Source organism: Schaalia odontolytica (genome assembly GCF_031191545.1).
GTDB classification, from domain to species: Bacteria; Actinomycetota; Actinomycetes; order Actinomycetales; family Actinomycetaceae; genus Pauljensenia; species Pauljensenia odontolytica.
Genome location: NZ_CP133472.1, coordinates 1914527 through 1938600 on the forward strand (window position 1 = coordinate 1914527; position 24074 = coordinate 1938600).

Genomic DNA, 24074 nt, shown 5'->3' on the forward strand with positions numbered 1-24074 from the left:
GAACAACCCGCCAAAAGGGGCTCGCATGGGCCTACGCTGGCGGGTTCGTTGTTTTGCCCCCACCAGCACAATTTATGCGTGGCTATAGTTGCTAAGGTAACCCTAAGGGGGGTCAGTTTACGTCGAAGAAGTGCCTTGGTAAAGCGCTCTTCGGATGGTGAGAAGAACACCGAACGGGGCTTCTCGGTCAGGATAGGTAACCCTATCCTAGACTCTGGGTTGTGCCGTATCTGCGGCCTATCCCTGACCCAGTTGTCAACCAAGTGAGCCATAGATGTCCCATCGCAAAACCTCGGCGTTGGTGCTGCTAACCGCGGGCACCCTCGCCATGACCACCGTGAGTATCCCGGCAGCATTCGCCGCGGACGCACGCGAGGAAAGCCAGTCGGGTGCCCCCGCCTCCTCCGTCGACGCGCGCTCCGGAGCCCCGCAGTCGGGGAGTGCCGACGAGGCCGGTGCGGAGAACCCGACCACCACCCCCGAGAGCTTCCCCTCCGACGACACCCCGACGACAATCATCGTCCAGCTCGAAGATGGAGCGGTCGGCATCCCGTGGTACCGCCGCGTCTTCGGGCTGTCCTCCTCGACCAAGCATGAGACGGTCAAAGACCGCATCGAGACCGCGGTCGAGGCCGTGGTTCCCGGTGCGGACATCACCGACGTGCGGGACTACACGCACGTTCTGGACGGCTTCGCGATCCAGGCCCCGGCCTCGTCCCTGGATGCCATCGAGGCGACCGAGGGCGTGAAGGCCGCCTTCATCGAGCGCCACCACAAGCCCATGGTCGTCGAGGGCGACGGGGGCACACTGGGTACCGATGCCGTGGATCCCGCCCTGCAGAACGCATCCTCCCTGGAGATGACGCGCGCCAACCAGACCACCCAGAAGGGCGACCGCCAGGTCGTCGAGGTCATCGACACCGGCATCGAGGCCACCCACCAGGCCTTCTCCGGTTCCATGGACGGTGTCGACGTGCGCATGAGCCAGGCCGACGTCGAGGCCCTCGCCGCCACGCTCCCGCACGGCAAGACCGGCAGCTACATCAACAAGAAGATCCCCTTCGTCTTCGACTACGCGGACAACGACCCCGACGTGCTGCCCAAGTCCAGCAAGGACCTCTCGCATGGCACCCACGTCGCCGCGATCGCCGCCGCCAACGCAGCCGACCTGCAGGGCACCGCACCCCACGCGCAGATCATCGTCGCGAAGGTCGCCTCCGACAAGGACGGATCGATCCCGGACAGCACCGTCCTGGCGGCCCTCGACGACGCTGTCGTCATCAAGCCCGACTCGATCAACCTCTCTCTCGGCGAGGACGCAGGCATGGGCACCGAGGCCGGAACCATGTACGCGGAGGTCTACAAGAACCTCGCCGCCGCCGGCGTGACCGTCAACGCCGCCGCGGGCAACTCCTACTCGAGCGCCTACTCCAACAAGAGCGGCAAGAACCGCCCCTACGCGACCGACCCCGACGCGGGCACGCTCTCCGAACCCGCGTCCTACAGCTCGACCCTGGCCGTTGCCTCGGTCAACAACCAGGACGCGCTGCCCTACCTGACGGTGGGGGATCGCAAGGTTGTCTACCGCAAGTCCCGCGGCCTCAAGGATGCCGTCGTGCCGAGCCTCACGGACATCGAGGAGGGAACCTACACCCTCGTCTACGCCGGCATTGGTGACGCGGCAGCCCTCGACAAGCTGGTGGCCGAGCACCCCGGCGACCTCTCGAAGGTCATCGTCCTGGAAGACCGCGGTGGCTCCGACAGCGCCACCGGCGCGGACATGACCCACGAGGCCAAGGTCAAGGGCCTCACGCAGCTCGCCTCCAAGCCCGCCGCCCTCATCATCGGCGACTCCGAGGTCGCAGAAAACCCGTACGTGGCCACCATCGAGGCCACCCACACGATGCCGACCGTGACCATCACCCAGAAGGAGAAGGACGCACTCATCGAGGCCATCAAGGCCAGCGAGTCAGGCTCCATCACGATTGCGAACCCGCACTCGGGCCTGCAGCTCGCCTCAACCAACCCGTCGATCTCCGACTTCACGTCGTGGGGCGTCACCCCCGACCTCAAGCTCAAGCCCGAGATCGCCGCCCCCGGCGGCAACATCGTTGCCGCCGTCCTGGGCAACACCTACCGCTCCATGTCGGGAACGTCCATGGCGACCCCGCAGGTCGCCGGCATCGCCGCCCTCGTTCGCCAGCGCGTGAACGAGGATCCGGCCTTCGCAGGCCTCTCGGAGGCCGATAAGACTGCGGTCGTCACCAACCTCATGATGGGCACCGCCCACCCGCTGCTCGACATCGACCAGAACAATGGTGCGTACTACTCGCCTCGCCGCGTGGGTGCCGGCCAGGTGGACGCGCTCGCGGCCACGACCACGTTCGTCTACCCCAGCGTCGTGGGCGCGGAAAACCCGTGGCGCCCCAAGGCCGACCTGGGTGAGGGCACGAACGGCTGGACCTTCCAGGTCACTCTGACGAACGTCTCCGACACCGCTCGCACCTATACCCTGGGCGGCCAGGCACTCTCCGAGATCGTCGATGGCGGCCTGTTCACGGAGCACTCCAAGAACTGGGCGGGGCAGGGCATCGACCTGACCTTCTCCGCGGACTCCGTGACCGTGCCCGCCAAGGGCACCTCCACCGTGAGCGTCACCGTGACCCCGCAGGCAGCCTTCGCCTCGTACGCGAACGCGAACGCCCCCAAGGGCACCTTCATCGACGGTGCGGTCACCTTCGAGAGCACTGATGGTGCCCCCGACCTCACCGTTCCCTACATGGGCTTCTACGGCTCCTGGGGCTCACCCTCCGTCTTTGACGCCAAGTGGTTCGACGGCACGACCAACGCGGTCCACTCCTGCGCCTCGACGCTGCTCAACCCCGCGACCGAGGTGCCCCTCGGCGCGCTGAACCCGCTCGTCGGCCAGGAGATCGACGACGTGCGCGCGGTCGACCCCGCGTACTTCATCATGTCGCGTTCGGCGCTGCCCGACGCCCCTTCGCGTCTCCTGCCGCGCACCTGCCTGCTGCGTAACTCCCCGAAGGTGACCTACACCTACACGAACGAGGCCGGCGACGTCGTGCGCGAGTACACCTTCGAGCGCGCCCGCAAGTCCCTGTTCAACTATCACGCCAGCAGGATCGAGCCCATCGAAAGCCAGGAAGGCAACAACCCTGTCTTCGACGGATTCGACAAGGACGGCAAGGAGCTGCCCGCGGGCCGCTACAAGCTGACGATCGACGCGGCCTCGGTCGCTCCCTCGAGCGTCTCCCAGCAGATGACGTGGGACTTCACCCTGGACACCCAGGCTCCCGTCATCTCCAACCTGGTCGTGACCGGCGAGGGGGATGCGCGCGTCGTCTCCTTCGACGTCACCGACGACTCGCCGCTGGCGGGCATCGCCTTCTCCGAGTCGCTGACCTCGCGTCGATACTACGACGAGAAGGAGGCCGTGGGTGCCAACCGCCAGGCCGACGGCACCTACGCCAAGCACTACGAGATCAAGTGGGCAGACCTCATCGACCGCGCGGATTCCTCCGACCCGGCAACCGCCTACCTCTTCGCATGGGACTGGGGAAAGAACCAGGCACGTCAGGTGATCCGCTTCCACACGATCCCGATGACCTCCCTGTCTGTGACGCCTGAGTCTTCCTCGGTCGTCGCGGGCGAGACGGTCGCGCTGAGCGCCTCCTATGAGCCGACCAACGCCAACGTCACCGACCTCGTGTGGACCTCCTCGAACGAGGGCGTGGCGACCGTGAACGACAACGGCGAGGTCCAGACGCTGACCGCCGGCGACGCGACGATCACCGCGACCGACGCATCCCAGCCGACACTGTCTGCCAGCGCGCAGGTCCACGTGCGTACCATCTCCGAAGACGCGGGTATTGAGGCCGCCGAGGCGGCGGTGAGCGTCAAGGTGGGTGAGAGCGCCCCCGTGAAGGTGTACCTGGCTCCCTCGCTCAAGGACCGCGCTGTGACGTGGAGCGTGGAGCCGGCCGACCTGGCCACGGTTGTCGCCGACACCGACACGCGCAAGGCGACACTGACCGCTGGCGATCACGCGGGTTCCGGCACGCTGACCGCCACCGTCACCACTGGGGCCGGCGCGGTAAAGACCGCGACTATCCCCGTGACCGTGCGCGCCGCTGACGCCGACGACTTCGAGATCAACGAGGAAGGCGTCCTCGTGAAGTACAAGGGCTCCGCCACGGACGTGACGATCCCCGAGACCGTGACCTCCATCGGCGAGCGGGCCTTCGCGAGCTCCAGCGTGGAGAACGTGACGATCCCTGCCTCGGTGCGATCGATCGGCCAGGAGGCCTTCATCTACAGCTCGCTGAAGACGATCAGCTTCGCCGACGACGCGGCCCGCCCCGCCCAGCTGACCACGATCGCCGACCGCGCGTTTGCGAACACGAGTCTTCAGGCTATTGAGCTGCCGCGTTCCGTCGTGACGATAGGCGCTGGGGTCTTCGACTACAACTCGGCTCTCACCTCGATCAAGCTGGGCCCGAACGTCGATGTCTCCTCGGTGACCGGCGGCTACGCGGAGACCAGCGCGCTCATGAGCGTCGAGGTCGACCCTGCGAACCCGAACTTCGACAGCGTGGACGGCGTCCTGTACTCCAAGGACCACTCGAAGCTGTTCATCTACCCGGCGGCGAAGAACGCAGGCGGGGCCTACACGGTCCTGGACGGGGTGCAGACGATCGCGTATCGCGCCTTCCAGAAGGCGTCCATCACGAGCGTGACGCTGCCCGACTCCCTGCGCTCCATCGGCGAAGAGGGCTTCCGCCTCTCCGCGCTAACCGCGGTGGCTCTCCCCGAACGATTCGAGACCCTGGGCGTGTGCGCTTTCTGCTCCGCCGACAAGCTTGACAGCATCGACCTGGGCGGCACGATCACGGTGGGCGGTAGCGCCTTCGAAAGCACGAAGGCCAAGGCGGGAATCAATTTCCGCCCCGAGCTGGGACGACTGGCTACGATCGGCGACTTCGCGTTTAGTCGCACCGCGCCCGCCTCGGTGTCGCTGCCCGACTCAGTGACCACGGTCGGCGAGCAGGCGTTCTCGGAGAACACGGCCCTGACCTCGTTCCACATCGGTGCGGGCGTCACCTCCTTCGCAGTGACCGCCCTGTACAACGACCGCAAGATCGCGACGCTGACCGTGTCCACCCATAATCCGGTGTACTCCGCCGAAAACAACGTCCTGTACCGCAAGGTGGACGACGGCCTGCACCTGATGCTCTCCCCGGCTGCCAACACGCTCACCGACTACACGGTGCACGCGGGCACGGTCGAGATCGGCGCAACGGCCTTCGCCAACAACAAGACGCTCACGCGCGTTGTCTTGCCCGAGGGGTTGAAGGTGATCGGCGACGATGCGTTCGCAGGCACCAGTGCCTTGACTGAGCTGGTCATCCCGGACTCGGTCGAGCGCTCGACCGGCGTCGTCGGCAACTCCCTGGAGGTCGTCGAGTACGGCACCAAGGTGAGCTCGATCCGCATGGAAGGCAGCTGGGTTCCGATGCCTCGTCGCATCGTCGTGCGCGGCGGCGTCGACGGCTCCTTCGTGTACGACGGCCGACCCACCAATGGCCGTCGCCAGAGCGCCTACTTCGGTGAGGGCATGACCCGAGTGTCCTTCGGCGTGGACGTCCCGCGTGTCCTCGTCCTGCCCTCGACGCTGACCCGCCTCGACCTTGAGCCGGAGCTGAGCGACGAGAAGAAGGCAGACACGCACGTGTACGTCGCCGCGGCCGAGGGAACGCCGGCGTGGAACGTCGCCAAGGCCGCTCTTGAGGCCGCGGGCATCGACGCCTCCCACCTGCACACGTTTACGGCAGCATCGATGACCCTGTCCGGCGCGGGAATCGCCGAGGCCGGGGGAAGCTACACGTATTCGGGCGAGGCCGGGGCATCGGTCGACGTGACAGCGACGGTTGCCGGTGGTATCGCCGCGACCCAGCAGGTGCGCGCCGTTCAGATCGGCGCGGATGGCACCGAGACGCTCGTGCGTGACTGGACGACGGTGATGGACGGAGGGGACCGCGCGGTGGCCTCCTCGGTGACCTTCCCATGGACCCCGTCGGCGGCGGACGCGAGCCTGCGTGTTCAGGTGCGCGACGCCTCCTACCTGACGAACACTCTCGTGCTGAAGCAGCCGGGCACGCCCGAGCCGCAGCCGACCCCGGATCCGACGCCTGCGCCAACCCCTGATCCGACGCCTGCGCCAACCCCTGATCCGACGCCTGCGCCGTCCCCGGAGCCTCCTGCTCAGCAGGATGGCCGGTGGGTGAGCGATTCGGCCGGCTGGTGGTACCGCTATGCGGATGGGACCTACCCGGCGGGTCGGAAGGTGCAGATCGGCAACTCCACCTACCGCTTTGGTGCGGATGGCTACATGCGCACCGGCTGGGCGAGTGAGGATGGTGCGTGGTACTACCATGATGCGTCGGGTGCCCAGGCGAGTGGCTGGGTCAAGGATGGTTCGTCCTGGTACTACCTGAGCCCGGCGTCCGGTCAGATGGTCACCGGTTGGCTGCTTGAGGGTCCGACCTGGTACTACCTGACGCCCGGACGTGGCGCGATGGCGACCGGCTGGGTGAAGGATGGGTCCTCCTGGTACTTCATGCAGCCCAGTGGTGCTCTGACGACCGGATGGGTCAAGGACGGCGGTGCCTGGTACTACCTGAGCACCGACTCCGGTGCGATGGTCACCGGTTGGCTGCAACTGGGGGTCTCCTGGTACTACCTGTACCCCGCGGGTGGTGCCATGGCGACCGGCTGGCTGCAGCTGGACGGAGCTTGGTACTACTTCGACCCGAGCAGCGGAGTGATGGCCACCGGCTCCCAGCGGATCGGCTGGCGTTCCTATCGCTTTGCTGACTCAGGACAGCTGATGAACTGACCTGTTACCAGGCTTCCCACACGCCCCCGGAGATCATCCGGGGGCGTGTGCTTGTCTCGCCACCCATTCGTCATTTGTCGCCATGGCGGGTCAACCCAGGGTGCGACGTGCGCATCTTGTTCGACCATTCGGTCGATCATGAAGTAAATCGCCTGCATAACGGGCGGTTGAGACCGTTGTCAGATGGGATCAAGATAGGTTGTTGGCATTCTTGACAGATTGAGTGGAAAGATGCAACAAAACCCTAGATAAACTCGATGAGAAGGAGGTGAATCAGCTGGGTGATGCCAGGCTTCTATGAAGGGGATAAGTATGCTACTACTTGCGCAGATGCGGGTGAATCGGCCGACATATGTTGAGAAAAGGGTCGTAGGGGTATCCGAAAACCCTAAAAAGCGATATGTTTGACATCAATGGCCTTGATCGCAATGCGAGGCCTTCTCCTACCGAATGCTAATTTAGGGGTTCACAGATGTCCCATTCAAAGTTCGCGGTGCTGGCGTTTGCGCTTGCCGGCACCCTGTCGCTGACTGCGCTTGGCGCGCCTGCTGCCCATGCGGTCAGTGCTGACGCCGCCGGGCAGGCTAACGCTGCCGCCTCGCTGAGCGCAGACACCGACGGCTTCATCATCAACGCCGACGGCGTGCTCGTGGGCTACACCGGTGGTGCCAGCGAGGTACGCATCCCCGAGAGCGTGACCAAGATTGGCACCAGCGCTTTCGCCAACGCGCATCTGACGAAGATGTGGATTCCTGCGTCCGTGCGCGAAATCGACGATTATGCCTTCGCTCACCAGCCCCTCGTAGAGATCACCTTCCAGGATGACGATGCCCACCCCTCGCAGTTGACGTACATCGGAGAGCGCGCCTTCATTGACACGCCGCTGGAGCACATCACGCTGCCCCGCGCCCTCGAGATGGTCGGCACGGAGGCTTTTGCCGAGATGGAGAAGCTGCGTTCTATCCACGTTGGCCCGAGCATGCAAGAGGGCGCTCTACTGTACGCCTTCGCGCGCTCTCCGCGCCTGGAGCGCATTGACGTCGACACGGCCAACCAGAGCTACCAGAGCCTCGACGGCGTCCTGTACACAAAGGGCCTGACTCAACTGGCGACCTACCCGCCAGCGAAGAACGCCGGCGGTAACTATGCGCTCGCCGAAGGGACCCAGACGATCGGCGTGGATGCATTCTCCTACGCTCAGATCACCTCCGTCACCCTGCCCTCGTCCCTGCGCCACGTGGAAAAGACCGCGTTCGCGGGCGCGCAGATCACCTCCCTGACGCTTCCCGACGGCTTCGAATCCATGGATGACATGGCGTTCTGGTACATGCCCAAGCTCCAGCGTGTCGACCTGGGTGGAACGACGAAGGTCGCGGACAGTGCTTTCCGTTACGATAGGGCGCTGACCGAGGTGAACTTCCGCCCGGACCTGAAACGCCTCACCGCGGTGTCCGACTACGCCTTCGAGGACGCGCCGCTTGCATCTGTCACGGTGCCCGACTCGGTGACGAGCATCGGCAAGAGCGCGTTCTTTGGCAACAGTTCCCTGACCCGCCTGCACTTGGGTGCGGGGCTGTCCTCGATCGGAGAATCGGCGTTCTTCGGGACAAAGTCTCTGTCTTCGCTGACTGTGTCTTCGGCCAACCCCGTGTTTTCCGTCGATCGTGGCGTCCTCTACCAGCGCTCCGACGCGGGCCAGATTCTCGTCCTGTCTCTGCCCACGAACGCGGCTACCGAGTTCACGGTGCCCGAAGGCACCGTCGAGATCGCTGACTCCGCGTTCTCGAACAACACGTCCCTGCGTCGCGTTGTCCTTCCCGAGGGCTTGACCACCATTGGCTTTGGTGCCTTCGATGGCTGCGACAACCTGGCCGACATCGTCATTCCCGACTCCGTGCAGGTGGCCCGCGGCCTCGTCAACAACGGCCTGGACATGATCGAACTGGGCTCTCAGGTCACGGAACTGTGGATGACTCCGCGTAACACCCCGACCCCGCGTCACGTCATCGTGCGAGGCGGATCCGATGGCGAATTCTACTACGAGGGTAAGGCCACCAACGGACGTCCCGACAGCGCCTTCTTCGGCGAGGGGATGACTCGCTTCACCTTCTGGTTTGACACGCCCCGCGTTCTGGTCCTGCCTTCGACCGTGAAGGAGCTCAAGCTCGCCGAGGATATGGCGGCCGACCTGAAGGCCGACACCGCCGTCTACGTCGCAGCTCCCAGGGGCTCTCAGGCGTGGCAGATCGCTGAGGCTGCCATGAAGCAAGCTGGGTACAACACGGCCAACCTCTTCGAGTACGCCGAGCCGGCCCTGAGTGTATCGGGCACCGGCATCGACGAGGCCGGGGCCGGGTACACGCTCACCTCAGCGGTTGGCGTCCCGACGACGGTGTCTGTCTCCGCTCAGGCCGGTGTCCTGGGCACACGCCAGATGCGTCTCGTCCAGATCGAGTCCGACGGGCGTGAAACCGTCCTGCAGGACTGGGCCGCGATGTCAGAAAGCTCGGACACCGCCACCTCGACGGGCTCCTTCTCTTGGACCCCGGCCAGCGACGGCATCGTCGCGCGTATCGACGTGCGTGACGAATCGAAACTCGTGAGCTCGACGACCGTGACCTTCAAGGCCTCCTCGGCCTCGGCGCCCAAGCATGGAAAGTGGGTGCGCAGCGGTCGCAGCTGGCAGTACCACTACGCGGACGGTACACGCGCCACGAGCACCTCGCTCGTGATCGACGGACAGACCTACCGCTTTACTGCCAAAGGAAACATGCGCACCGGCTGGTTCTTCGAGGGGGGCGCGTGGTATTACCACGGCTTCTCGGGCGAGCAGGCCTCCGGCTGGGTTCTCGACGGCTCCTCCTGGTACTACCTGAGCCCGGCCACGGGGAAGATGCAAACCGGTTGGCTCAAGGATGGTTCGTCCTGGTACTACCTGGATCCGAACACGGGTGCCATGGCCACGGGTTGGCTTAAGGATGCTTCGTCCTGGTACTACCTGAGCCCGGCCACGGGGAAGATGCAGACCGGATGGGTCAAGGATGGTTCGTCCTGGTACTACCTGGATCCGAACACGGGTGCCATGGCCACGGGTTGGCTTAAGGATGCTTCGTCCTGGTACTACCTGAAGAACGGAAGCGGCGTGATGGCCACGGGCCGACTGCGGATCTTCTCGAGTTGGTACACCTTCTCGCAGATGGGCGAGCTGATCGGCTAGAACCCGCATTCAGACGGTGAATCCTATGTCACCGCGCCGGCACCTTCGGCTTCCCCGGAGGTGTCGGCTCCAAAATCCCAGGTGTTTCTCAGGTTGTTTTGTCTTCGTCACAAGGTTGGTCTCCTACATTAGGAGTCGTCACAAAGGAATACGGCACGGGCCACACGGGCTCGGGACATGCCGGCGAAACTTTTTCAAGGAGCTTTCTGGGAGAACTTGCACTGTGTTGATGGGATATGCCGAGGGGTCGACCGTAAGGTCGACCCCTCGGCATATCCGGAGAGCTCGCACAAAATATCAAGGTATGGACAGATCGAGCCGGGAGAGTGGTTCTTGCGTGCTTCGTGTCGGCGACCCACTCGCGACTCACGCTCCGATCGTGGGGTAACACAATCGCACGATTGCGCCTCTTTGCGTCTGCTGCGCAGGCGGAAAGCGGCGCACCGCTAGGTACCGTTGGCAACAAACGCATACTGCACAAGTGAAGCAACTTCTGGATAATGGGGCGGTGCCTCCTCCAGGCGCGACCATGATCGTCACCTAGTCGACACGTAAGCGAGCGATACATGTCCCAACGACCAATCCCGGTACTGGCGCTCGTCGCGACCGGAGCCCTCACCCTTAGCGGCGTGAACTCTCCGACCTTCGCGGCGACCACTGCGCCGGGCGATGTGCTCCCCGCAGCCCCGGCCTCGTCACCCAAGGACCAGCCAGGCACACAGGTTGAGGACGTTCTCCTCTCCGTCCGCCAGGCCGACGCCGGTGGGCTGACCCTGCCCGATGCCTCGAACACGCGGGAATCGGTCGACGACACCCCGACGACGATCATCGTCCAGCTTGAGGAGGGCGACGCGGGCGTTCCCTGGCACCGCCGCGTCTTCGGTCTGTCCTCGAGCACAAAGCACGACGAGGTGAAGGCGCGCATCTCCTCCGCCGTCGCTGACATCGTTCCCGGCGCTCAGACCACCACAGTGCGCGACTACTCTCACGCCTTTGACGGCTTCGCCATCGAAGCGCCCGGCTCCGCGCTTGCAGCTATCCAGGCGACCGACGGAGTGAAGGCTGCCTTCATTGAACGCGTGCGCGCCACCATGGACACCAGCGCCGACGGGGCGGGCAACCCCACCCTCAAGAACGCCTCATCCCTGGCGATGACTCGCGCCAACGAGGCGACCCAGAAGGGGGATCGCCAGGTCATCGAGGTCATCGACTCTGGCCTACAGCTCGATCACGACGCCTTCTCTGGCTCCATGGATGGCGTCGACGTGCGGATGACAGCGGCCGACGTGGCTGCCTTCACCTCCACGCTCGCCCACGGCAAGACCGGCACCTACGTCAACAGTAAGATTCCCTTCGCCTACGACTATGCCGACAATGACGCCGACGTCGTGCCCCACTCCGCGAAGGACCTGTCCCACGGCACTCATGTGACCGCGATCGCGGCGGCCAATGGGGACGTTCTACAGGGGACAGCACCCCATGCTCAGATCGTCGTCGCCAAGGTGACATCCGATGCGAATGGTTCCCTGACTGATAGCGCCATCTTGGCTGCCCTCGACGACGCACTCGTCATCAAGCCGGATGTCATCAACCTTTCCCTCGGTGACGACGCCGGTATGAGCAGCGAAGCCGGAACAATCTTCGCCGACGTGTACAAAGCCCTGGCAGACGCGGGGATCACCGTCAACGCTGCCGCGGGTAACGCCTTCTCCAATGCATACGGCAACAACAGCGGACAGAACAAGCCCTTCGCGACAGACCCCGACACGGGTACGCTCGGTGAACCCGCCTCCTATAAGTCAACCCTGGCGGTAGCCTCGATCGACAACCAGGAAGCTCTGCCCTACGTGGAGCTGGGTGACCGAAAGATCGCCTACCGCAACGCCCTCGACGATCGGGGTGAGAACGTGCCCGGCCTGCGCGACATCGTCGACAAGAACTACCGTGTTGTCTTCGCAGGAGCGGGAGGCAGCGACGAGCTCGAGCATCTCACGGGAAGCGATCTATCTGACGTGATCGTTCTCGAGAACAAGGGCGGGACTGATACTCGCAGCGGGCAGACAATGACCGACGAGCTCAAGGCCTCTCATCTGGCAGCCCTCAGCCACGCACCCGCGGCCCTCATGATCGCGGACACCGACGAGGCTGAGACCCCCTACCAGGCGCTCGTGGGCTCGACCCGCACGATCCCGACGGTGACCATCTCCAAGATGGACGCCAAGGCAATCATTGAGGCCATCGCGGACGCTGATGGCGCAGACGTCTTCGTGCGAGTCACCCACTCGGGCGTCGTACTGGCCTCGAACAACCCAACGGCGTCAGAGTTCTCCTCGTGGGGTGTCGCCCCCGACCTGACTCTCAAGCCCGAGATCGCGGCACCCGGTGGTGACATCCTCTCGGCTGTCCTTGGGAACGACTACCAGCGGCTCTCCGGCACATCGATGGCGTCCCCGCAGGTCGCTGGCATCAGTGCTCTCGTGCGCCAGCGCATCGCGACTGATCCTCTGTTTGCGGGCAAGTCCGACGCGGACAAGAGCGCGCTCGTCACGAACTTCCTCATGGGAACCGCCCGCCCGCTCATCGACGTCGAGCTGGGCGACGGAAGCTACTATTCACCGCGCAAGGTGGGGGCTGGTGCCGTCGATGCGCTCGCCGCGACCACCGCGAGCGTCTACCCGACGGTCATCGGAGCGGCCGACCCCTCGCGCCCCAAAGCTGACCTGGGTGACGGCACGACGGGCTGGACCTTCCAGGTACAGCTCTCGAACCTCTCCGACACCGCCCACACGTACACGCTCGGCGGTCAGGCACTGTCGGAACTTGCGCAGGAGGGAATCCTCCTCGAACACTCCCGGAACTGGGTGGGAGAGGGAATTTCCCTGGCCTTCTCGGGTGAGGCAGTGGTCGAGGCTGGCGACGCTCAGCAGATCTCCGTTCCCGCTCGGTCGAGCGCGACCGTGACCGTCACCGTCACGCCCGAGGCCGACTTCATCACCGCCGCCGAGGAAAACACCCCGAAGGGAACATTCATCGACGGTGCCGTAACCTTCGCCAGCGTCGACGAAACGCCGAGCCTGACGGTGCCGTACCTGGGCTTCTACGGATCGTGGGGGATCCCCAACGTATTCGACGGAAAGTGGTCAGATAACGAGACGACACCCGTGCACGTCTACCGATCCGCACTGGTCAACGCCCATTCCTCAATCCCCTTGGGTTCTCTGAATCCGCTGTCGGACAAGCAGTACGTGAACCTGGTCGGCAAGATCAACCCCGACCGCTTCATCGCGTCGCGTGCCGGGCTTGCCAATGCCCCCGACGAGATCGTTCCTCTCACGGGCATGCTGCGTTCCGTCCCATCGGTGAGGCTGACCTATCGCAACTCCGCAGGTCAAACCGTAAACTCCTACACGATCAACCGCGTGCGCAAGTCTCTGTACGACCTGGCGACCGGCTGGACGAAGCCCGGTGAGTTCTCCGGTGAGGAACCCGTCTTCGACGGGTACGACGAGTCGGGTCAGGCGCTGCCTGACGGACGCTACACGCTGACGCTCGAGGCGGCAACGGACGGCCCCTCCTCACAGACCCACCAGATGAGCTACGAGTTCACGTTGGATACGAAGGCCCCCGTCATCTCCAACGTGACGGTCCATGGTGAGGGCGAGGAACGCACGATCTCCTTCGATGTCGCCGACGACTCGCCCTTGACGGGCATCGACTTCCACGAGTCCGCCGGCGGGGCGTGGTACTTCCGCAAGCTCATCGAAGACGACGGTGAGATCCAAGCTGACGGTACGCACCGCTACCACTGTGAGGTCTCCGTCGCCGAGCTGAACCGAGCCTGGCAGGAGATGGGCCGCACGGGCGAAGCCCCGGCCACCTCCTACCTGTTCGCCTGGGACTGGGGCCTCAACCCCGCCCAGCAGGAAGTGCGCCTCCACAGTGACCCGAGCCCGGCACCCGGGCCGGCCCCCGCCCCGCAAGCCGGTGAGTGGAAGTGGAACGGTGTGGGTTGGTGGTACCGCTACAACGACGGCACCTACCCGAGCAACGGCGTGGCCGTCATCGACGAAGGCACATACCGATTCGACGAGCGCGGCTACATGCGCACCGGCTGGGTGTGGGAGAGCGACTCGTGGTACTACCACGTCTCCTCCGGTAAACAAGCCAGCGGCTGGGTGCTCGACGGCATGACCTGGTACTACCTGGATCCCACCACTGGCGTCATGGCGACCGGCTGGGTTAAGGACGGTCCCTCCTGGTATTACCTGATGCCCGGTCGTGGTGCGATGGCAACCGGCTGGCTACACGATGGTGGTTCCTGGTACTACCTCAGCACCGCTTCCGGTGCCATGGTCACCGGCTGGCTCAAGGATGGGGGACGCTGGTACTACCTGTCCCCCGGCAACGGAGCGATGGCAACCGGCTGGCTCAAGGACGGGGATCACTGGTACTACCTGACGCCCGGCAACGGAGCGATGGCAACCGGCTGGCAATGGATCGGCTGGCAGTGGTACCGCTTCGCCGATAACGGCCAGTGGATCGGCTGACATTGCAGGGGAGGCGCTGAGCCTACCCGGTCGTGCGCGCCCCCGGAGCAATTCCGGGGGCGCGCACTGGTCTGTGACCCATTAGCTGCCTGCGGGGTTACAATTCCAGGACTTTCTCAGTTCCCATTGCTGGCGTCGCAAGGTTGGGCTCCTACAGTAGGTGTCATCACAAGGGAACACGGCACGGGCCACTCGGGCCCGAGCAATGCCGACGAGACACCATTGAGGAGCTTTCTGGGTTAACTTGCACTGTGTTGATGGGATACGTCGAGGGGCCGACCATTAGGTCGGCCCCTCGACGTATCTGCATCCCTGCTGGCATCTCCACCTGGAATGCGGTACGTGGCCGGAAAACCGGGGCGCGTCGGGCACACTGCCCGACGTGCCCCGGCCTCGTTGATCGAGAACGCTCAGAGACGTTCAAAACCCGCGTCCCACGCGGCGCGCATGGGGTTCGCGTCGGCGACCAGCTGATCGAAACGCAGGTCCGCAATGTCGATGACCTCGCCGAGGGCGAATCGTGCTTCGCGGGCGGGGGAGTGTTCGACGCGGCGCCAGCCCGAGGACAGCAGGTGCTTGCGGTCCACCACGTTGTCCACGCAGATGACGAGGGGTCGGCCGAACTTCTCGTGGTAGGCGGCGGCGAGGGCGCGCAGCTCCTCCGCTTCCTCGGGGGTCACCTCGCCCACTGACAGGGATGAGGTGTCCGAGCTGGACTGTTCGTCCCCCGCTCCGTCGAGGACCAGGGAGACGACGTCCGTGTAGGACGCGATGAGCTCCTCGGCTTCCTCGGGGCTGGCCGCCAGGACAGCGTCCTCGAAGGAGGAACGCAGCTCGGTCACGGAGGCGAAGGGGCGAGACTCCCACGCGCGCTCAACCGGCCAGGTGTGCGAGGAGAACATCGTCGAGAAGGTGGCGACGAACTGGTCGCGATCCATCGCGTTGACGTCGTCCAGGTTGATCTTCTTGCCGTCCACCAGGGCCACGTCCGGCGAGGCCTGGCGTCCGATGTGGAAGAACAGGAGGTTCAGGATGATGGCCGTCAGCGAGCCGATGGTCACGCCGGAGCCGAAGATGATCTGCAGCCAGGAGGGCATGACACTCACGATGCCGGGCTTCAGAGTCACGAGGAGGGCGAGGCCGATTGACGTGGAGACGATGACGGCGTTGCGATTGTCGCGCAGGTCGACCTTCGCCAGGGTCTGGATGCCGACGACTGCGACGTTGGCGAACATGGCCAGGGAGGCGCCGCCGATGACGGGCTGCGGGATCGCCGCGACGATGGCCGCCGCCTTGGGCAGCAGACCCAGGAAGATCATGAAGACACCCGCCGCGGTGACGACCCAGCGGGACTTCACGCGGGTGAGGCGCACGAGGCCGACGTTCTGCGCGAAGCAGGTGTAGGGGAAGGAGTTGAGGACGCCGCCCAGCAGGGTGGACAGGCCGTCGGCGCGCAGGGCGTTAGCGATGTCGCGCGGGGCGATGCGCTTGCCCACGACCTCGCCGGTGGCGAAGACGTCGCCCGTGGTCTCCACGGCGGTCACGGCCATGACGATGATCATGGCGAGGAGCGCGGTGAGCGAGAACTTCGGGATGCCGAAGTAGAAGGGCGTGGTGATACCCAACCAACTGGCCTCTCCCACGCCCGAGAAATCGGTCTTGCCCATCGCAAAGGCAACGGCTGTCATGATGAGCAGAGCAAGGAGCACGGACAGCGTGCCCATGAAGCCCTTGAAGAGGCGCTGGATGATGACGATGATCGCGATCGTTCCAAAAGCGAAGCCGAGTGCCTCGAATGTCGCGGTTGCCTTCGCTGCGTCATCGGCGGCCCGATCGGCCCAGGCGACGATGTCACCGGCGGAGACGGACAGGAGCGTCGTGCCCATGACGGTCAGGAGCGTACCCGTGACGATCGGTGGGAAGAAACGCAGGAGCTTGGCGAAGAAGGGGGCGACCAGGAAGACGAGAAGGCCGACGGCGATGATGGAGCCGTACATGGTGGCCAGGCCGGTCTTCGGGTCGGCGCCGGGGGGTGTGGCCGCAGCTCCGATAGCAATGAGAGGGGAGACGGCGGTGAAGGTGACACCCTGAATGAGGGGAAGCTTCACGCCGATGAAGCGGCCGATGCCGGCCGACTGGATGATGGTAGCAATACCGCAGGTGAGCAGATCGGCGTTAATGAGGTGGACCAGCGTGTGGTTGTCGAGCCCGAGGCCGGAGGCGATAACGAGGGGAACGACCACGGCACCCGCGTAAAACGCGAGGACGTGCTGAATGCCCAGAATGGTGAGTTTCCCAAAGGGAGGGACTTGATCGACGGGGTGGGGAGCGGACGAGGGGCTTGATGCCATCTGTGTCTCCTGGACCTTTATCCAAGTGTTGAAGGGACCCCTCCATTCTCTGTGATCAGCCGATGCGATTAGCAGGTTATTCACAAAGTGTGGCGAGTTATATGTCACGGGCCCTTGTCGTTTACGATGTGAACAAAGCGGGACACATGCGGGAGGGAGGCGGGTATGACGCGCAATGGTCGTCCTCCGTCGATGGTGGACGTGGCCGAATTGGTCGGAGTCTCTCATCAGACGGTGTCTCGCGTGGTGAACGGCAAGGGGTGTGTGTCGCCTCGGACGCGCGAGCGCGTGCAGGGCGCCATCGGTACTTCCTTAGCGAGTGTGTGGCGATGCTTCGGGGGTGTCTGTGCCCCCTGCGTTGAGAGGGGTGAACTCTCGGCGCGGGTGCCATGTCAGAGAGTTCTCGTGACGAAAAATGCGCCGATGGCGGCGCATTTGAGAGCCTCTGAACTGCAACCAGTCGGCAAGTTTGAGTGAGCTGTCACACAGAATTGAGGGTATTTGGGTGAAAAAACGAGATATTTTCGTGAAATCCGCGAAATCTGGCGCTAAAGTCGGCGAAATCCTCAGAGATTTCGTAGTGTGTCATTCGTGGCCACGACAGTGGTAACCAAGAACGAACAGGAATGAGGTTTCTCAATGTCCGTGAACCGTACCGAGCTTGTCGCTCAGATTGCCGAACGCGCCGACCTGACCAAGGCGAAGGCTGACGAGGCCCTGGCTGCTTTCCAGGCCGTCCTCGTTGAGTCCCTGGCCAAGGGCGAGGCCGTCAAGGTCACCGGTCTGCTCTCGGTCGAGCGTGTTGAGCGCGCCGCCCGCACCGGCCGCAACCCCCGCACTGGCGAAGAGATCAAGATCCCCGCTGGCTACGGCGTGAAGCTCTCCGCTGGCTCCACCCTGAAGAAGGCCGTCTCCAAGTGACGCGCTGACGACAGCCAATTGCCTATGGGGCGCGACCGCGTGGTCGCGCCCCATACGCGTCTCCGGGCACCCACGATCCCGCCAGCGTGTCGGCCCTACGGATGCTTGTTTGTGGGCCTGCGCCACCTGGAAGGGACTCGTACTCGCTAGCTGCCAGACATTCGCTGAGAGGCTCGACCGAGCATCCGTCCGTATGAAGTTGCTCCCGGCCCGATTCTCGGGCCGGGAGCAACTCATGGAGTTCGCATGGATCCGTGTGTCAGACGCCCACCTCTTCCTTGACGCTCAGCTGCAGGAGGGGATGGTGGCAGGCCACGCGGTGCGTCTCATCCGTCAGAATGGGCTGTACCTTGCATTCCTCTCCGGCAAACGGGCAGCGCGGGCGGAAACGGCAACCCTTGGGCGGGTTGACCGCGCTCGGCGGCTCGCCGGTGAGCTTGATGGCGCTCTCGTCGTGGACGTACTCGGGGTCCGGCACGGGGATCGAGTCGATGAGTGCCTTCGTGTAGGGGTGCTTCGGATTCGAGACGACCTCGTGCGCTGGGCCTTCCTCGACGATGCGCCCCAGGTACATGACGCCGATGCGGTCCGCCATGTACTGAACGACCGCCAGGTCGTGGCTGATGAACAGGTAGGAAAGACCCAACTCCAGCTGCAGATCCTTCATGAGGTTGAGGACCTGCGCTTGGACGGAGACGTCCAGAGCGGAGACCGGCTCATCGGCCACGATGAGATCGGGGGCGAGAGTGAGCGAGCGGGCGAAGCCGATGCGTTGGAGCTGTCCGCCCGAAAACTCGTGCGGGTAGCGGTCTAGGATCTCTTCGGTGAGGCCGACCTGCTCGAGGATCTCCATGATGCGCGCGGCGATCTGACGGGCGTTGCCGGTTTTCTGGATGCTCATGGGTTCGGCCAGGATCTGGTCGATGCGCATGCGCGGATCCATCGCCGCGTAGGAGTCCTGGAACATCATCTGCACGTCGCGGTGGATGCGCACGGCGTCGCGTCCCCTGAGCGTGGCCAGGTCGCGTCCATCCAGTTCGATGGCACCACCTGACGGGGGCTCCAGTCCCGCGATGAGGCGGCCCACGGTTGACTTACCGCAGCCGGACTCGCCGACCAGGCCGTATGTCTCGCCCTTCTTGACTGTGATCGACACGCGGTCGACGGCGGAGACAACGCCCTTGTCGCGCTTGAAGAAGCCGGATCCAGCAGACTCATACTCGCGCGAGGCTTCCTTGACGTCGAGCAGGACCTCGTGGGAGATCTGCGCCGTGCCGTCGGCCGCATCCGCGACCTTGCCGGAATCCAGCTTGGCCTGCAGGACCGCGGGAGATTCGTCTCCTTCATGCACCGGGTGGAAGCAGGAGAAGGTGTGGTTCTCGTCCCCGCTCAGGTCGGGGTAGGCTGCGCGGCACTCGTCGGTGGCCCACAGGCAGCGGGCTGCGAAGCGGCATCCTACCGGCAGGTTGGTCAGCGACGGGGGAGCGCCCGGGATCGAGAAGAGCTTGGTGCCGGCCGCGAGGGCGCGCTCGGGCAGCGCAGCCATGAGCGAGCTTGTGTAGCGGTGCTTCGGCTCCGTGAACAGTGTCTTCGTCGGGGCCGTCTCGACGATGCGCCCGGCGTACATGACGGCGACGCGGTCGGTGTGACCGGCGACGACACCCAGGTCGTGGGTGATGAGGATGACGCCCATCTTGTACTCGTCGCGCAGCTCGTCGATGAGGTCGAGGATCTGCATCTGGGTGGTCACGTCCAGGGCCGTCGTGGGCTCGTCCGCGATGAGGATGCGCGGCTTGCACACGAGGGCCATGGCGATCATGACGCGCTGGCGCATGCCGCCCGACAGCTGGTGCGGGTAGTTGTTGATGACCACCTCGGGGCGAGGCATTCCGACGCGCTTGAGGATCTCCACCGCGCGCGCGAGAGCTTCCTTCTTCGAAAGCTTCTCGTGTACGCGCAGCGGCTCACACACCTGAAGTCCGATCTTCATGGTCGGGTTCAGGGAGGTGAGCGGATCCTGGAAGATCATGCCGACCTTGGTGCCGCGCAGCTTGCGCTTCTCCTTGAGAGGCAGCTGGGTGAGGTCCTGTCCGTCAAGGATGATCGATCCGGAGGAGACCTTGCCGCCCTGGGGTAGCAGACCCATGAGGGACAGTGCCGTCATGGTCTTGCCGGAGCCGGACTCGCCCACGATGCCCAGGGTCTCGCCCGGGTTCACGTGCAGGTCGACACCCGACAGGGCGCGAACCACGCCGGAACGGATCTCGATGTCTGTGTGTAGATCTTTGATCTGAAGGAGTGGAGTGTTCATAGTTCAGTGCTCACCTCTTGCGCAGTCGAACTTCGAAGGCGTCACGCAGGCCGTCGCCGATGAAGTTGAACGACAGGACCAGGAGGATGATGAGGATGCCCGGCGGGTAGAGCAGCCACCAGTTGCCCGAGTAGACGTGCGACTGGCTGTTGGAGAGCATGGCTCCCCAGTCGGTGGCGGGAGGCTGGGCACCCAGGCCGAGGAACGACAGGTAGGCGACGTAGAGGACAGCGTCTGCGACCTGGAAGGTCGCGTTGACGATGACTGTTCCGATCGTGTTGCGGACGATGTGCGTCCGGATTGCGCGGGGCATTGATCCGCCCATGCCGCGCATCGCGACGACGTACTCGCGCGTGCGCAGGGACAGGGCCTCGCCTCGAATCAATCGGGACGTACCCAGCCAGGACAGGGCCGACATGATGATGATGAGGACCGGGACGGTCGGCGGGATCATCGTGGCGATCAGCATGAAGAGGAACAGGACGGGCACGGACATGAGCGCGTCAACGATGCGCATCATGATCGCGTCGATCCAACCGCCGACGAAGCCGGCGATCGCGCCGTACAGCGTGCCGATCGTAGTTGCGAAGATGCCAGCGAACAGGCCGACGATGATCGAGGTCTGGCCGCCCTTCATGAGGCGTCCGAGCTGGTCGTAGCCGACCATGTCGGTACCGAGCGGGTGCTCGGAGGAGGGGGCCAGAGCAGAGTTGGACAGGTCCGTGTGGACCTGGTCGGTCACATAGAACATGGGGCCGATGAACGAGAAGACCATCAGGATGAGGATCAGGCACACTCCGAAGACGGCGAGCCTGTTCTCCATGAAGACCTGTAGGCCTTGCAGCTTCGTCGACTTGCGGGCGCTGCGCGCCTTGGCAGGCGCGGCAATGGGTGCGGTTACAGTGGTCATTTGGCACGTCCTGCCAGTCGGATACGGGGATCAGCCAGGGCGTAGAGGAAGTCTGCCAGGAGCGCGCCGATGACCGTCGCGAAGGAGACGATCAGGGCGACGCCAAGGAGGATTGGGTAGTCGCGCCTGCCTGTCGCCTGGTAGTACATGAAGCCCATGCCGTTGAAGTTAAAGAGGGTCTCGATGACGAGGGCTCCACAGAACATCGCGGGGATGTATAGGCCGATCATCGTGATGACGGGGAACATCGCGTTTCGCAGGGTGTGAACGAAGACGACTCGGAACTCCGACAGGCCCTTCGCTCGGGCGGTGCGCACGTACTGTTCGTTGAGGTTATCCACCATCGAGGAGCGCACGTAGCGGGCGTAAGCGGCGATCGTGCCGATCGACAGGGCGCACACGGGAAGGATGAGGTGATCCCATTGCTCCCACATGACTGATAGATTCTCGCCCTGTGGAGCATCGTTGGGAAGGATTGGCCACACCTGGGAGAAGAGGACGATGAGGAGGAGGCCCGCGAAGAAGATCGGCGTCGAATAGGCGAGCAGACACGCGATCGTCACGACGTAATCGGGCGCTTTATTTCTCTTGACGGCCTGCCATACACCCAGGGGGATCGCGACGATGAGAGCCAGGATGGTGGACAGGAGGGAGAGGAAGATAGTGCGGGGCAGACGGGCCGCCAGCAGGTCGTTGACGGACTGGTTGTGCTGGTAGGAGTAGCCGAAGTCGCCGTGCGCAATCTTGTTCAGGTAGTTGACGTATTGCTCGGGGATCGGGCGATCGTAACCGTTTTCGTGATCGAAGGCCGCGAGCTGTTCTTGGGTCGCATCCTTACCGAGTGCCGCGCGGGCTGCGCCGCCCGGCTGCGACTGGAGGAGGATAAAGGTGATGATCGTGACCAGGAAGACAACGATGACCGCCTGGCCGAGGCGTTTGAGGATGAATTGGAACATTGCGAACTCCGCGGTTAGGGGGCAGGCGCCCGCATGTGCGGGTGCGGGCGCCTGCCCCATGAGGCGTCAAGGCAAAGGAACTACTTACCTTCGGTCGTCCACGACCAATCCTCGGGCCAGGTGTCGCCGGTGGCGTCGAGCTCGCCCAGGTCGAGCGTCTTCTTCACAGCGGTGATCTGGTAGTACGGGTTGGGCATCCACAGAACGGGGAGGTCCTCCGCGAGGTAGTCGTTGTATGCCTGGAGAGCGCCTGGCTCGGAGGAGCGGGTCGACTCTTCGATGAGCTTGTCGGCCTCGGGGTTCTTGTACTGGCCGAGGTTGACGGGAGCGTCAGAAGCGAAGAGGCGCTCGCCGGAGGCGTAGATCGGGAAGCCCCACGAGGTCTGGGAGCCGAAGAAGGACAGGTCCCACGTGCAGGGGGTCTCGTCGTCGCATGCCTGCGAGGCGCCGACCGAGTCGGGAACCTCGTTCATGTCGATCTTGATGCCGAGCTTGCCGAACTGGGAGATAATCTCCTCGAACATCTGGTGGGTGGAGACGAAGCCCGACTGGGAAACGAGCTTGAAGCTGAGCTTGTCGCCGGCCTCAATGCCCTCGCCGCACTGGTTGGCACCGGTGCCGGGGTTCTCGCAGGTGCTATCGCCGTCAGGAACGACCTTCCAGCCGTGGTCTTCGAGGAGCTTCTTGGCGGCCTCGGGGTCGAACTTGTAGACGCAGCCTTCGGTGGTGCCGACCTTGTCGGCGGCCATCGGGACCGGGCCACAGGTCGGGGAGGCGGTGCCGGACCAGATCTTCTCAGACAGGGTCGGCTGGTCGATCAGCTGCTGCATCGCCTGGCGGATGTACTTCTGGTTGATGAACTTCGAGCCGGGAGCCTTCTCGTGGAAGTTCAGAGCCAGGTAGGTGATGGAGTTGCCGGGCCACAGGAAGACGTTGTATCCCTTGCCCTCGACAGCGGAGCGCTGGTTGTACTGCGCGGCCGGGATGTAACCGAAGTCGATGGCACCCGAACGCACGGAGTTGAACTCGGCGTCATCACCCGTGAAGGCCTTGTAGATCAGCGCGTCGATCTTGGGCTTGTCCTCGCCCCAGTAGTTCTCGTTGGGAACGAGCTTGAGGCCCTGGTCGGGAGTGAATTCCGCGAGCTTCCAGGGGCCGTTGACCGTCTGCCACAGGGGGTTGGTGGCGTAGGAGGACAGGTTCTTAGCCTCGCCCTGCAGGTACGCGAAGACAGCCTGGGCACCCTCGGGGGTGCGGTCCATGTCAGAGACGGCCTCGTCGGCGCTGGACTTGTCCCAGGCGTGCTGAGGGAGGAGTGCGACCTTGTTGATCTGGTTGTCAATGAACCAGGCCGGGGCGAACTTGGTCTCCGTGGTGATGGAGAAGGTGTGCTCGTCGACGATCTTCAGATCGGCACCGTCGGGGAAGAAGCCCTTCTTGTAGGAAGCCCATTCCTCCTTGTTGTTGGTGACGAGGTTCCACCAAAACTCGACGTCGCGGGAGGTGACGGGAGTGCCATCGGACCACTTGGCATCGTCGCGCAGCTTGATGGTGTAGGTCATCCCGTCCTCGGAGACCTCGGGAACGGTGCCCAGGGACTTGGGGAGGTTGATCTTGTAGGGGGTCTCGGAGGTGGACTTGTAGGCGAAGAGGGGACGGTACATCGCCTGGATGAACTGACCGTTCTCGCCCTGGGTGTAGCCCTTGGCCGAGACCGGGAAGATCCAGTTGGGGGTACGCGAGGCCATCGTGACCTCGTTCTTGCCGGTTTCGGAGGTGGCGGCCTGACCGCCGCTTCCGCTGCCGCCGCAGGCGGACAGTCCGAGAGAGGCGACCATCGCGAGCGCCGCTCCGGTGATCATCCACCGCTTCTTTCTCAGGTTCATGACTGCTCCAAATCAACGTTGATCGGGGACACTGACGGATGACAACCCTGTCAGATGAC

10 protein-coding genes are annotated in these 24074 nt (G+C 64.1%); 5 read left to right on the forward strand and 5 right to left on the reverse strand.

Annotated elements, in window-relative coordinates; all coding sequences use genetic code 11:
* Positions 1-274 precede the first annotated feature (274 nt).
* From RDV55_RS08225 to RDV55_RS08235, 3 genes are all read left to right on the forward strand, one after another.
* Complete coding sequence (locus tag RDV55_RS08225) at positions 275-6916, forward strand: leucine-rich repeat protein (protein WP_111823752.1); 6642 nt, start codon at positions 275-277, stop codon at positions 6914-6916.
* A 472-nt stretch (positions 6917-7388) separates the two neighbouring features.
* Positions 7389-10133, forward strand: coding sequence for a leucine-rich repeat protein (locus tag RDV55_RS08230; RefSeq protein WP_309187898.1), 2745 nt, complete (start codon positions 7389-7391; stop codon positions 10131-10133).
* Positions 10134-10699: 566 nt separating this feature from the next.
* Complete coding sequence (locus tag RDV55_RS08235) at positions 10700-14680, forward strand: S8 family serine peptidase (protein ID WP_111823754.1); 3981 nt, start codon at positions 10700-10702, stop codon at positions 14678-14680.
* 410 nt (positions 14681-15090) lie between these two features.
* Here RDV55_RS08235 and RDV55_RS08240 read toward each other — a convergent pair whose 3' ends face one another.
* Complete coding sequence (locus RDV55_RS08240; protein WP_111823755.1) at positions 15091-17031, reverse strand: solute carrier family 23 protein; 1941 nt, start codon at positions 17029-17031, stop codon at positions 15091-15093.
* Between the two features lie 192 nt (positions 17032-17223).
* Here RDV55_RS08240 and RDV55_RS08245 point away from each other — a divergent pair, with 192 nt between their 5' ends.
* Together RDV55_RS08245 and RDV55_RS08250 are read left to right on the forward strand one after the other, a co-directional pair.
* On the forward strand, positions 17224-17508 hold the full coding sequence (locus tag RDV55_RS08245; protein WP_245907695.1) for a LacI family DNA-binding transcriptional regulator: 285 nt from the start codon (positions 17224-17226) through the stop codon (positions 17506-17508).
* A 162-nt stretch (positions 17509-17670) separates the two neighbouring features.
* On the forward strand, positions 17671-17952 hold the full coding sequence (locus RDV55_RS08250) for an HU family DNA-binding protein (protein ID WP_003790058.1): 282 nt from the start codon (positions 17671-17673) through the stop codon (positions 17950-17952).
* Between the two features lie 259 nt (positions 17953-18211).
* On the opposite strand, the gene RDV55_RS08255 is transcribed toward RDV55_RS08250, so the two are convergent.
* The 4 genes from RDV55_RS08255 to RDV55_RS08270 all read right to left on the reverse strand — a co-directional run bounded on the left by RDV55_RS08255 (position 18212) and on the right by RDV55_RS08270 (position 24015).
* Positions 18212-20263 (reverse strand): ABC transporter ATP-binding protein, encoded by a 2052-nt coding sequence (locus RDV55_RS08255; protein ID WP_111823756.1) that lies wholly within the window; start codon positions 20261-20263, stop codon positions 18212-18214.
* Between the two features lie 10 nt (positions 20264-20273).
* Positions 20274-21173, reverse strand: coding sequence for an ABC transporter permease (locus tag RDV55_RS08260; RefSeq protein ID WP_111823757.1), 900 nt, complete (start codon positions 21171-21173; stop codon positions 20274-20276).
* On the reverse strand, positions 21170-22129 hold the full coding sequence (locus RDV55_RS08265; RefSeq protein ID WP_111823758.1) for an ABC transporter permease: 960 nt from the start codon (positions 22127-22129) through the stop codon (positions 21170-21172). Before RDV55_RS08265 ends, RDV55_RS08260 begins: the two co-directional genes overlap by 4 nt.
* An 80-nt stretch (positions 22130-22209) precedes the next feature.
* A complete protein-coding gene (locus RDV55_RS08270; RefSeq protein ID WP_111823759.1) occupies positions 22210-24015 on the reverse strand; it encodes a peptide ABC transporter substrate-binding protein in 1806 nt (601 codons plus the stop codon).
* Between the last annotated feature and the right edge of the window lie 59 nt (positions 24016-24074).